A 13022-nucleotide genomic window follows, 5' to 3' on the forward strand; every position below is an offset into this window, starting at 1 on the left:
TGTCCCACGACTAAGCCGTGCAACGTACAAAACAGCCGGTTAATTTATTTTTAGAATAATGTAATGAAACGAGTGGCGGGTGATTTTTCGACATTTATAAATTCAATTCATTAAATTTAGTTTCTTAAAATTAATCGGGTCAGGTCCATTGGCATTGGTCGTTTGAGTTCCATCAGGATAAGTCGTAATCGAGTCCTCACCAAACTTCTCTGGTCCTAAAACATTAATAATCTTTTTAGAATGAACCTTGGGTTTGAAAACAATAAGTTCAGAATTACTAACTCTATAATTTAACATATCTTCATTTATTAACCTGAGGATTTTAGCATGGTCTATCATGCGGTCATTTCTGATGAGTGGGTAATAATCATCTCTTATTTCAACGTTGCCAGACACGTTCATATAGTGCCCATCTCCCCGGGGGGGGGAGGATTGTTATCAAAAACAAAAACGATGTCATTGGAAATATTACTTTTAATATCAACCCCAAATTTCTTCACATCACTAAATTTAAACTGAAATCGTATATTACTGAGTTTCCATTCACACCTACCACCACCATTAACGAAGACATTGCCACTCACTAAATCATCAACGAACTCTTGTTTAAAAGGGACTGTCAGTAGGCGATAACCAGCACGGGTAGTTATTGAACCCGCAGAGGTGAAAACTTTATCTCTGCATTTTTCAGAGCGGTAAATAACATCCATCGGTAAAATATCCACGTCGGCAGGTTTAACTACCGATACTTTTACAGTCTTACCTCCAAATGGAGGAGATAAATCTTCGCTAAACACACAACCGTTTAGTAATAATAATGATGGTAAGAGTAATACATTTATCATATTCATTCGTTTAATTCCTTTTTTGTCTTGCCGAAACGATCCAGAATAGCATCTGACTCTGGCATCCGCTCTGTTACTCTGATGGTTTCTGCTACTAAACCCTGTAATGCAGAGAACATCCGGTTTCTTTCCTTTTCATCATCAGGAATACCAGAATCTGACATCTGTTTCTCAAATGCGATCCTGCTTTCTTTTCGTTTCAGAGTGATATCATAAGACACCAACTCCACCAGTTGATTGTTAATATATGGCAGATAGGCTGAAGACATAGAGTGATTTCCAGGGTCGGTAAGTATAGAATCCAGATCCGGATTGGTATTTTTAGGGAAAAACTTCTTCATGCTTTCAATATTTAATGATCGAATAAATTGCAAGTTGTGATTTCTTGCCGAAATACTTTTATCTTCAGCCAGGGAAGGAATTAAATAATATTTTGTTTTTTTAGGTAATCTATACTTTATTCTGCGACATCTGGGAGCACTCATAGAGCCTTCGCATTGCAGGCTTTCCACCACCTGTGTGGTGTAATAGAACAGCACAATATCACCATGATGCCAAAAGCTGTCGCCGACGGTTACACCAGAGATTTTCTGCGAAAGCAACTCAGCTACAGACCATGTAAAACCCAGCATGGTGCCAACTGGGCCATAAATCTCATAAAACCAGTTATACAGGTTCACATCCATCGGAACGCTAGTAATGCTATCTGAGTCATTAACGTGTCGGTAGTGAGTAACTTCCGAAAGCTGTAAGGTGGCATCAGCAGTGAAAACCCTCGGCATTCCATAGGTGTATAATATTGGTTTTGTCGATTTTAACTCAGCAGCATGAATTAATGCTAATGCTCCACCTAAACTATGTCCGCAAAGAAAGTGCTCTTTATCATCAATTAAAGAATCTAATTCTTCAAAATTTGCCTTGCCCTTATTTTTAGCATATTCAAAAGCATCTAAAAATCCTTTGTGGATTTTACCCATCGGGGCAAGATAGGACGGGCACTTTTGTGGGCTAAATGTGATGTCAGTTAACCAGTCTCTCAACTCTTGAGTACCACGCCAAGCTACAACGACATGTTCATCATTTGAGACATAAAATAACTGAGTATCATGCTGAATGATATTCCCGGCAGTGGTAACGAAGCGTGGGTTGATGTATCGCTGACTGAAGGGGACGTCTTTAACCACGGCATAATAGTCGTTTTTATCACTTAATTTTGGGGCCGTGGATAGATCAATATATGCCTGTTTGAAATACTGAATGATCTTTTCTTCTGTTGAATAAGAAAGATCGGCCATTATCCCTAGATTATAAGCATTAACTATCGAGTAATCTGTTTGATGGTGCAGTATCAGTGACCAGGCCCGGAATGGACACACTTCAAAAACGTAACGACAGTTTAGCTTTTTTATCGTTTGACCGGAAAAGCGCAAATCCGGAAAGTGATATTTCGGTGGGTTCGCTTTATCTTTCCATTCCGGCATCATATCAGGAAGGCTATCGCATAGATGACCTATTTTTAGATAACGATATTCGTATCCTTCCACAACCGCTTTGGGTTTTACGGTTGAATCATCCTCAGCACGTCCAAAGGGACGCAATGCCCTTTTTTCCATCTCGTCTGCAAGCGACTTTGCTTCAATATGTAAAATCAGCTCTAGCGGATGTAAACCCTCGATTCGAATGATGCCACTGACGTCGCTTTTACCGATATATGAAGCGCACTGACTACGTGTAGCGGCATTTTCGGCCACATACGGCATATTAGGGATGGGTTCTTCACGTTCATCCAGAAGCTGAATCTCAACCCAGTATTTTTTTTGTTTACCTGTCCAGGCATCTGGATATTTGCATTCCAGAGACGTAGTTGCTGTGCTCATTATTTTTCTTCCTTGATATCGGTCATTTCTTCATCCGGGAACTCAATTTTCAATGCTGATGGCATAGCTGTGAATATCCGCATTGTTTTTCCATGTTCATCAGAAACGCCTTCATACACCTCACCTTCTCCGGTGGTGACCCTGTAAAATGTAAAGGGTTGGATTTCACCACTTTCTGAACCTTTTAATGTAAAACCTTCACCGTATCCTTTAGGGAAGGTATGTGGTGGAGAGTCTAGCGTGGCTGGTCCCATTTTCTGCGCATTGGCGCATTTCAAAAGAATATTTCCAGGCGCACCCATCTCAATATTGCCACCGCTGAGTTTTATATAGGCTCCGCCACAAGTGATAGTCAGTTCCTGACTAGCGCTTACAGTGACTTTCCCTTCGGCGCTGCTTATCGTGATGTCTTGTTGTGCTGCTGCGTTAAGCTCGCCTTTCTGAGCCTGGATATCCAATTTCCCTGCGCCAGCAATCAACTGCATTCCCTCTCCCTGCGCAAACACGCTGACAGTTTTGGTAGCCGCTAGCGTGATTGACTCTCCAGCACTGATGTCCGTATTTTTCCCCGACATCAGACCAACGCTTGCTCCACCTGAAGCCATACGTACTGATTTGGGGCTGACAATTCCAATGCCTTCAGGAGCATGAGCCAAAATCCCTGCTTGCTTCAAATCTTCCAGCGCATTATTAAGTTCTTCATGAGAATCTGAGTCGCCTTGGGTTGCTTCAGCTTTTTGAGCAATTTCGTTTAAGCTTTTTGCTAGCGATAGCGCGTTTTTAAGTTGCCGTATTGCCTCTTCCATATCCATCATGCGCCCTTGTGCACTTTGTTGTGCATCAGCCGAGATGAATACACCTTTGCCACCGCGAACGGCAACCCAGTCATCTGTTCGCAATTCCGCGCCTTCTCCCCGGAGCAGCCTGTCATCGTCGACGTTGTGGCCTAAATTAAGCTGCGTCTTGCCACCGTACTCCGTGCTGAGCTTGACGTGCTCTTCACCGCGCTTATCTTCCATGCGAAGCTTATTCAGCCCAGCGGTCCGAATGACGTTGCGGGTGCTGTTTTTCTCTGTGACGTGATCGACGTGTCGCGAGTCATGCAGCGCATGAGCAATATAGGGCTGGTCAGGATCACCCTCACGGAAGGCGATCGCCACCTCCGTGCCCTGTATCAGCGGGAAGTGGAAACCATACATATCACCGCCATAAGGTTTGGCGAGGCGCACCGGCATGCTTTCCTGGCCGCGATCTTTGCTCTCTTCATCTGCATCAAACACCACGCGGTACAGACCGGAGGCATCCTGCCAGGCATAGATATCATTGTCTTTTGCGCTAGTAACACGCGCTGTCATGGTGCCGCTGACTTTTGGGCGTGGTAACAACCTTGGACGCCAGCACAGCGTTTCGCTGTAAGGCACACCATTAAGGTTGATTTGTAACGCCGACTTGCGGCTGGCACTGAGGTTGATGCGGGTGACGACGACCGGACTCTGAAGCTGTTCCGGCAGCGTTGGCAAAAGACCATCTATAATGGTCAGCACCTGACCTGGAGCCAGCGATGCGTCATTGCTTATGCCAGTAATCAGCGTCTGGCCGCACAAAAAACGTTCGTGATCGAGGCGCGCGTAATAGTTCGCAGTCTCCGGCGCGGGCACATATTTATCACCGCCGTCAGGATGACGCGGACGATAGTGATAAACCTGCCCGTAGTTGATCTCATCACCATCGCCGCGCGACATATCCGCCTGAACCGAACGTAAAATACGTTGCGCTTCGCGATGGTTGTAATCTTTCGCGACTACCCCCGCTTCAACCACTTTGTGGGTGATATTCAGTCCCCAGATAGATTCCTGTCCGTTATCTTCCAGGCCGGAAGGACTGTTAAGTGGCAACGGCTTACCCTGAATAAGCGCAGACTGAGCATCACCAAACCGGACGACTTCAGTTTGGGTATCTGGCTGGAGCGTGAACATGTAAAAGATGCCAACTTCCGACAGCAAGCGGCGAATAAACTGAAGATCACTTTCCTGGTACTGGTTTATCTGCTCACGCTTGGGATATTCATGCTTCAGGCTGAATTCATATTCCCAGCCCTGAAAACCGTGTTCATCCAGTATCTGGCTCACCACCTCTGGAACTGATTTATTCACAAAGAAACGGTGCGAGCGATATTGCTTATCCAGCAATGCAAGGCGTGGCTCAATAACCACCAGATAAGTCACCTGATCGGCAGAACCCGTCAGACGGTGAAAATCAGTGATGTAACCATGCACCATCTTCTGTCCCGACAGCACCATCAACTCACCCGTGCCCATGGTCAGCGTTGCTGGTTTACGCAACATCTGTGCGGCCGTGATGTCTTTATCCGGGCTGGTGAACAGCACATCGTAGTGATAGTTCTCACTCAATGCTTCTGTGCCGTTAAAGTTCTCGACGTCAATACTGGACGAGCATGAGGGGATAGAAAGCTTGTAACGGTTCAACGTCCCGTTTATTAACGAGGGTGCACCTTGCAGTAAATCAGTTATGTTCATGTCATTCACTCCTTGATGACAGCCGGCCACAACGTCTCTATCACTGGTGGGGACGTTGACGACTTTCTCTGGGCTTTATTAATGTTCTCTGACAGCGGCTGGATAAATTGTTTTGATGCTATTACGAGACCGCATTACCACGAATAGTTACCATTAATTTAGAAATTGTTACCGAGGTAATGCGTAATTTCATTCTCCTGCAGTGGGATGTTTTTAACCTGAAGCCCATCAATTTGTATGGCATTTGAAAACACCCTTGTATTTTGACGCTTTTTAATTGGCTTCAAACTAAATCTAACCACATACTCTCCATCGCCAAACTCGTCAATTACTGATTCGGAAAGACAGATAAATCGCCCATCCTTTAAATTGGTATTGTTGGGCATTAAAGATTGTCTATCATCTTCATGCCCCCTTCTGAATATACTCATGGATTTTAGCGTGTAGTCGCTGGCTCCTTGCACTTCAAAGCATGCTGCATTTTCTCTTTGAGTAATATTCGCCGTTTCTGAAAACGTCACCTTATCGCCAAGGCAGCCAGTGAGAAAGACGGAACTCATTATTAGAGTGGAGTAAACACCTGCTTTATAAAACTGATAGCATCTCATTATGGTTTCTTTCAAATGAATACTTAAGAATAAAATAGATTTCAATCTGTAATTATAACACTAAAAATCATTTGGAATAAGGCTGGGAAGATAGTCTGCGTTATTCAATGGCAAAAATATTATCTGGCCTTTACTTATCTTAATGGATGCGACCTTTCTAAAAGATGGACGTATCTTTAAAGTAGACAGCAGAGTGTAATGAATAGTATAGGCATGATTTTCTGCAAGAAACCACTGTGATGGTGAAAGGCAACGTTTGCCGTTAACGTCTAACAATTCACTTCCCGCATATGTTTCTCTAAATCCTGAATCATCCTTATTTTTTATCGAGATGACGCTCAGATAATACGTTTTCTCTGGGGGCATGCTGATACAAAGCATGTCGTCAACCAGACTTACATTAGTATCACGCTCAAATCCAACCTGCTCTTTCCCTAACATACACCCGGTCAAAAGCAAGCATATTAATATGCTGATCATCATGCTTCGCATTTGCTTCACCATTAAAACCATTTATCTCTGTGGCCATTGTAGGCGCTGGCTACAAACACAAAATTATTGATAGCCTCGCGATATTTCAGAATCTTGTAACTGAAAGCTACCCACGTTTCCATTAACCACTTTGACAGCAATGACAAAGCTTCTTATTGATTCAAAGCGACCGCCGTTTTTAAGAATAAATTTAACTACATACTCTTTGCCTTCAACAGGCGTGAACTCATCCGGGGGAAGACATAGCATGCCATTTGAGATTACAACGTCACCAACAATCCTGTTTTTTTGCTCTGTTCGCGGGGTATCTCTTTGATTAATTGCCAGGTAAGTCGGGATATACCCTTGTGATTGTTTTATGGGAAAGCAAATCTCTTGCCCTTCTCGCACTGCTTCCGTTGTTTCATCATGCCACCCTCTGTCACCAACGCCCGGACAACCAGTGAGAAATGTCGAGCTTGCGAGTAAAGTGGAAATAGCTACAGTTTTTTTGAGGATAAAAAACTTCACCATGGAAATCCTCTGAGTGCATTTTTATAGCGTTGTTCTATGACAGGAAGACTTAATTCGCCATCAAGCGTCACGGATTCTCTACCATGCAACCATAAAAATGATTCATAACCCCATTCATGCAAAATAAAATTATCAGCGACGATTTGAGCTTGCTGCTCCATCGAATATTCACTCAGCAATCGCCCGTCCAGTATATAGCGATAAGATGCTATCCAGCTGACAAGACCTCGGCAGATAACACACATTCCCCTGTCTCGTTGCCAGACATGACAGAGTTCGTGAATGAATGTATGTTGTTCACCTGAAGAGGTTTTAGAATAATCATCTCTATAGAGATATGTGCGGTAATAGATTTCGCCCTGTGGTGTCATGGCCACACGCTCATGCTGGAGGCCAAATGGCAAATAACTGTCGTGATGAATCCAGACCTTACCGTAATTGATCTTTTCACCATAGACAGATTTTGCCAGCGCAATCTCACCTGAGGTTAATAAGCGCAGGCTCCCCTCTTTAATAGCCGCTTTTTTAGCTTTATCTGTCATGCTTACTCACCAAAAACCATTACAACGCCGTCATGGCGTCAACGTTCTCTCGCCACCGCGACGGCAGCGGGAGAGTTCGGGAATATCAGGCCTGAGGTTCGTGCGGGGTTTCATCAGCGCTGTCAGACACACTGTGCATGCTGTCGCGGGTGTTTTTCTGCACTGCCACCGCACCAAACAGCGCCATAAAGAACGACACGCCGTAAAAGCCTTTCTCGCTCGGCATTAATGTTGCGTTCCACAAACCGGCAAGCAACAGCACTACGGCAATGGTTAAGGCCAGCAGGCAAACCATGTGATACAGATGCGTGGTTGGGATGCCTTCAAGCCGGTCGCGTACGGTTTTCTGCAGCGAAACCGCCGCGAACAGTCCTAGGATCAGCACCGCGAAGTAGTAGCCTTTTTCATTCAGCTCCATATCTGCGCGCCACAGGCCCGCCAGATAAACCAATGTGCCACCGAGCATAGCAATCCATGAAATCGCGATAAACGCGGGTGAAACGGGGATATTTTGGGTTTTCATACACACTCCTTGTCATTAAAAAGAACGTCACGTGTTCAGAATATAAAACTCACTTCGCCTTCTTCATTGGTGTCCAGCGTCAGGATGTTGCTTAAGGTGCCGCTGGCGCGGTGCTGCAAAATCACCTGGCTCAGCACCGGCAGGATCTGCTGATTGAGCAGGCTGTCGACGTTGCGCGCGCCGGTGTCGGGAAGCAGACAGGCGTCGGTGAGCATTTCATACAAACCATCGCCGATAGTGGTGCGGATGCCGTAATGCCGTTGCAGCCGCTGGCTGACCTGGCTGAGCTTCATCTCCACGATGATCCGCATCGCCTCGCGCGCCAGCGGGCGGTAAATCACCGTCTGGAAGCGCGCCAGCAGCGCCGGCTGGAAGTGGTCGCGCAGGATCGGGCGCAGGCACTCCTGCAGGTCTGACTCGGTGGCCTCGGGCGTTTCTTCCAGCAGCTGCATCAGCGCGTCGCTGCCGAGGTTGGAGGTCATCAAAATCACCGTATTGCGAAAGTCGATTTCGCGCCCTTCGCCGTCGCGCATGAAGCCGCGATCAAACACCTGATAGAACAGGTTAATCACGTCGCGGTGCGCTTTTTCTACCTCGTCGAGCAGCACCACGCTGTACGGGCGCTTGCGCACCGCTTCGGTGAGGATGCCGCCCTGGCCGTAGCCGACGTAGCCCGGCGGCGAGCCTTTGAGCTGGGAAACGGTGTGTGCTTCCTGATATTCGCTGAGGTTGATGGTGATTAACGATTTCTCGCCGCCGTACAGCAAGTCGGCCAGCGCCAGCGCGGTTTCGGTTTTGCCGGTGCCGCTGGTGCCGACCAGCAGAAACACGCCCTGCGGGCCGTTTTCCGAGGTGAGTCCGGTTTTCGAGGCGCGCAGGCGCTGCGCGATGGCGTTCAGCGCCGCGTCCTGACCGACCACGCGGGTGGCGAGCTGGCTTTCCAGCGCCAGCAGTTCGGCCTGCTCGTTCTTCATTAATGAGGAGAGCGGCACGCCGGTCCAGTCGGCAATCACGCCCGCCACGATGCGCGCGTCAACGTCGGCGGTAAGCAGCGGCTCGCCAGGCTGTAGCGCGTCGAGGTCGGTCTGGAGCTGTGCGATGGCGCTGTGCTGGCTGGCGTCTTTGCGGCCTTCCAGCAGCTCTTGCATCAGCGACTGCACGATGCCGTAGCGCTGCTCCAGCGCCTCCAGCTCTTCATCGGTTACCGCAATCAGGCCGGCGATTTCTGCCAGCCGCTCCTGCGGGATGGCGCCGCCGAGCGCTTCATCGTCAAGGATGGCGCGCTGCTCAATGTTCAGCGCATCAAGCTTCGCTCTTAAGCGGGTTATCGCCTCCGGCGTGGTGTCCTGGCTCATACGCACGCGCGCGGCGGCGGTGTCGAGCAGGTCAACCGCCTTGTCAGGCAGCTGGCGGCCTGTAAGGTAGCGGCGCGACAGCGTGACGGCGGCGCGCACCGCCGCGTCGGTGATGTGTACGCCGTGATGGTCGGCGTAGCGCGACTTGAGGCCGCGCAGCATCAGGCAGGCGGTGTCGTCGTCCGGCTCGTCCACCTTCACCATCTGGAAGCGGCGCTCCAGCGCGGCGTCCTTCTCAAAGTACTGTTTGTATTCGCTCCACGTTGTCGCCGCGATGGTGCGCAGCTCGCCGCGCGCAAGCGCCGGTTTCAGCAGGTTAGCCGCGTCCGCGCCGCCCGCTGCGTTGCCCGCGCCGATGATGGTGTGCGCCTCGTCGATAAACAGCAACACCGGATTCGGCGCGGCCTGCACCTCGGTGATGATGTTCTTCAGGCGCTGCTCGAATTCACCCTTCACGCCCGCCCCCGCCTGCAGCATGCCGAGGTCAAGCGTGTGCACGCTCACCGGCTTCAGGCTGTCCGGCACGTTGCCTTCGGCAATGCGCAGCGCCAGCCCTTCAACCAGCGCGGTTTTGCCCACGCCCGGCTCGCCTACCAGAATCGGGTTGTTCTTACGGCGGCGCGACAGGATATCCAGCATCTGGCGGATTTCGTTATCGCGGCCAAATACCGGGTCAATTTTGCCACTACGCGCGTCAGCGGTGACGTCGCGGGTGAAGCGGGTCAGGGCTTCGATGGATGCGGCTTTGGTCTCACCTGCGGTGGCAGGTTGTTCGATAGTGCTGACCGGCATCTCCGGCTGCTCCGCTTCGGCACGCTCGTCGGACTGCGCTTCCAGCATCGGCTGTAAACGCTCCAGCTGGCTCATGCGCAGGCTCAGCAACGGCCAGAGACCTTCGCACTGTGCAAGTTTTGGCTGCTCGGACAGCGCCATCAGCAGATGGATGCTGCGAATTTGCGGGGAATTATCAGATGCGGAGGCCATTAGCCACGCCTGCTTCAGCAGCGCTTCCAGCGAAGAGGAAAGCTGCGGACGTCCTCGCACCGCGCGCGGCTGGCGGTCGAGAAACGCCAGCAAATCCTGCCAGATAGCATCCATATCCCACTCGTAGCGGCGCGCAATCACCGTGATGTCGCCCTCGCCCTGCTCCAGCAGCTTAAGCAGCCAGTGCTCCGGCTGGATTTCAGCGTGAGCGCGGGTCTGGCACAGCGACGCGGCGGCTTCCAGCGCCTGCGCGCAGAACGGATTGAGGCGACGCAGTAAAGCGGCTGACTGACTGTCCATAGCAAAATTCTCCTGATTGGGGGCACGCTACCGCCCGTCGCCGTGAACCAAAGCGCATAAGGCAGCAAGAAAAATGGGAAATGACTTGTGATTTCACCCGCTTCGGATGGAATCACCAGGCATCTGGCTTGGTCGCATAGCGTCAGTTATTTTTGAAGGTCAACACCGCGCAATGAATTGCGCAGCTACAGAATGTGCGCCCTGCAATCCCTGTTGCCAGCATCCACCGGGCTGCAAAAAAACAGCCCGGCGGAGGGATTACGCTAAATAGTTCGTGTCGCAGGAAGGCGGCAAGCGAGTGCAGCCCCGGGAGCTTACATAAGTAAGTGACCGGGATGCGCGAGCGCAGCCAACGCACCTGCGGCGCGAAATATGACGCGTAATCAGGCGGTGGCGCGTTCGTTCCAGGAATCGGAATGAATGATGTTGCCGTCTTTATAGGTCCAGGTGATTTTTTCGTAGCGCAGCTCAATCTGCTCCAGATGGTTGTGCTTCTCTTTCGACGGGTCCTTAACGTCGTGCATCACCGGATTGACCTTCACCACCTTCACGTTCTCCAGTTTGGTGTTGAAGTACTCCACTTCCTGGCCGGCGTCGCTGATGCGATACCACTTGAACTCGGCAGACTTCAGCGTCTGGCCGGTGGTAACCGCTTTGTAGAGGTACGGGCTGGACGAGTCGATTTCCTTGGTGAACAGGAACGGCGTGTGAATGCGCGTGCCGGTCAGCTTGCCGGTGTTGTTGTCGGTCGGGATGTACAGGTTGTGTTGCTGTGCCACCACTTCGATGCTGCCTTCACGGTCCTGCACGTCCACCGAGCCCTTGATGTCCGCACCGCCGTCGTCCTTCAGCCACAGATAAACCGGAATTGCCATGTTGTTACTCCTTTTCTTCATGATTGCCGTCACCATCCTGTGATGACGGAGGGATTGCGTCCGCTGCCTGGCAGGCGTCGGCCTGCGGCACCAGACTGATTTCTACCCGCCGGTTGACCGCGCGGCCTTCCGGCGTGTCGTTGCTTTCAATCGGGCGACTCTGACCGAAGCCCTGCACCGCGAAGCAGCTTTCGTCAACGTCGCCGGTGTCACGCATCCAGTCGCGCACGGATTCGGCGCGCTTCAGCGACAGGCGCTGGTTCAGCGCCGGATTGCCGGTATCGTCTGTATAACCCGCCACCACAATCAGCCAGCCCGGCTTCGCCTTGATGCCGACCAGCGCGTTGACCAGCACTTTGGTTGAGCCGGTTTTCAGCTCGGATTTACCAGAGTCGAACAGCGACAGGCTGTCGAGGCGCACGGTCTTCGGCCCTTCAACAATCTGCTGGATAACCGGCGGCGGTGGCGGAGGAGGCGCCCAGCTGTTGATGGCGGCGTCGACCGGCGCGAACAGACGCATGCCCTGATACAGTCCGAGGCCGAGGCGCAGCGGTTCACCGCCGTGCTGCCAGTCATCAAGCAGTGTGCGATCGGCGATTAACTGCGCGCGCGCGTGAACCTTCGGCTCGGCCGGTTCCCCAGACAGCTGTGCCCACAGCGTCAGGTGGTCACCAATAGTGCGGATCAGCCGCTGGTTGTTGAGGAACGACGCCAGCAGCGCCAGCGCCAGAAATACCACCACAATCATGCCCGCCGCGCGCGCCAGCCTCAGGCATCGGCTGACGCCCTGCCTGCGCGGCAAGCCAGCCAGCAGCGCATCCGGCAATGGCAGCGCGACATCGGTGCCTGCGGGTGCATAAGGCAGCGTGGTCAGCCCAGTAAGATGCTGCGCCCACAGGTTGTCCGCAAGCGCCGTTACCGGCGTCAGGCAAATCCCGGCGCGGCATGGCTTCATCTGCGTCAGTGGCGTGATGTGCTTTTCCTGCCACATCAGCAGGCTGTCTAGCCACTGCATTTGCACCAGGCGTGGCGGCTGCTCCCGGAACCATTCAGCCAGCGGCATCATGTCGTTGCCGACGATGCACGCCTGCAGCGCACTCTGGTCCGGTATGATGCTGAACCATTCAGCTTCGTGGTTCGGGTGTGATACCCAGCATGCAGTCCACAGCGGTGGCGCGCACTTCAGCACGCGGCGGCACTGCAGCAGCGCACGCTGCCAGCTGTGAAATTGGGAAGTGAAGTCTTCAGCAGACGTGTGCTGCTCCGGCACCACTGCCAGCAGCAGCGAGACCTGTGGCAGCAGTGCCGGACGCTGAGTGGTGATGTAGTCAGCCATCGCAGCGAGTTGCCCGGGTGCATCAACCGGCAGATACCAGCCCTGCGCGGTTTCACGCGGCTGGTTGCCTGAGAACAGCGATGCACTGTCGCCACACACCAGCACTACCGCGCCGCGAAAATCTTCCGGCGGCAGACGATCATCGGCCACCGCGATTTCCACATCACGCTGGCGTGACTGCCGCCACAGCATCAGTCCGGCGACCAGCAGCGCCAGCAGGCACAGTGCTGCTGCC

12 protein-coding genes are annotated in these 13022 nt (G+C 51.4%); all 12 read right to left on the reverse strand.

The genetic code is table 11. The annotated features are described in order from the left end of the window. Nucleotides 1-102: 102 nt before the first annotated feature. The 12 genes from ACYAC5_RS11745 to ACYAC5_RS11800 all read right to left on the reverse strand — a co-directional run bounded on the left by ACYAC5_RS11745 (nt 103) and on the right by ACYAC5_RS11800 (nt 12979). Entirely contained in the window at nt 103-402 is a 300-nt protein-coding gene (locus ACYAC5_RS11745; RefSeq protein ID WP_462061798.1) for a hypothetical protein, read from the reverse strand. Next, entirely contained in the window at nt 399-851 is a 453-nt protein-coding gene (locus ACYAC5_RS11750) for a hypothetical protein (RefSeq protein ID WP_462061799.1), read from the reverse strand. The genes ACYAC5_RS11745 and ACYAC5_RS11750 overlap by 4 nt, the downstream gene beginning before the upstream one ends. After that, nucleotides 848-2722 carry a lipase family protein gene (locus ACYAC5_RS11755; RefSeq protein ID WP_462061800.1) on the reverse strand — a complete coding sequence of 625 codons (1875 nt, stop codon included), beginning with the start codon at nt 2720-2722 and terminating at the stop codon, nt 848-850. The genes ACYAC5_RS11750 and ACYAC5_RS11755 overlap by 4 nt, the downstream gene beginning before the upstream one ends. Then, the gene (locus tag ACYAC5_RS11760) at nt 2722-5259 is read right to left on the reverse strand and encodes a type VI secretion system Vgr family protein (protein WP_462061801.1); all 2538 of its coding nucleotides are present in this window, start codon (nt 5257-5259) and stop codon (nt 2722-2724) included. Before ACYAC5_RS11760 ends, ACYAC5_RS11755 begins: the two co-directional genes overlap by 1 nt. A 158-nt stretch (nt 5260-5417) precedes the next feature. Next, entirely contained in the window at nt 5418-5867 is a 450-nt protein-coding gene (locus ACYAC5_RS11765; RefSeq protein ID WP_280171800.1) for a putative T6SS immunity periplasmic lipoprotein, read from the reverse strand. A gap of 60 nt (nt 5868-5927) precedes the next feature. Next, complete coding sequence (locus ACYAC5_RS11770; protein WP_192411623.1) at nt 5928-6350, reverse strand: putative T6SS immunity periplasmic lipoprotein; 423 nt, start codon at nt 6348-6350, stop codon at nt 5928-5930. Nucleotides 6351-6422: 72 nt separating this feature from the next. Continuing rightward, nucleotides 6423-6872 (reverse strand): putative T6SS immunity periplasmic lipoprotein, encoded by a 450-nt coding sequence (locus tag ACYAC5_RS11775; RefSeq protein WP_192411622.1) that lies wholly within the window; start codon nt 6870-6872, stop codon nt 6423-6425. Then, entirely contained in the window at nt 6866-7414 is a 549-nt protein-coding gene (locus ACYAC5_RS11780; protein WP_192411621.1) for a type IV secretion protein Rhs, read from the reverse strand. Before ACYAC5_RS11780 ends, ACYAC5_RS11775 begins: the two co-directional genes overlap by 7 nt. 85 nt (nt 7415-7499) lie before the next feature. Next, complete coding sequence (gene yiaA / locus ACYAC5_RS11785; RefSeq protein ID WP_192411620.1) at nt 7500-7937, reverse strand: inner membrane protein YiaA; 438 nt, start codon at nt 7935-7937, stop codon at nt 7500-7502. 35 nt (nt 7938-7972) lie between these two features. After that, a complete protein-coding gene (gene tssH, locus ACYAC5_RS11790; protein ID WP_192411619.1) occupies nt 7973-10576 on the reverse strand; it encodes a type VI secretion system ATPase TssH in 2604 nt (867 codons plus the stop codon). A 383-nt stretch (nt 10577-10959) separates the two neighbouring features. Further along, on the reverse strand, nt 10960-11451 hold the full coding sequence (hcp, locus tag ACYAC5_RS11795) for a type VI secretion system effector Hcp (RefSeq protein ID WP_064741351.1): 492 nt from the start codon (nt 11449-11451) through the stop codon (nt 10960-10962). Nucleotides 11452-11455: 4 nt separating this feature from the next. Next, complete coding sequence (locus ACYAC5_RS11800; protein WP_370581416.1) at nt 11456-12979, reverse strand: OmpA family protein; 1524 nt, start codon at nt 12977-12979, stop codon at nt 11456-11458. Nucleotides 12980-13022 lie beyond the last annotated feature (43 nt).

It is taken from the genome of Pantoea sp. y20, assembly GCF_054903455.1.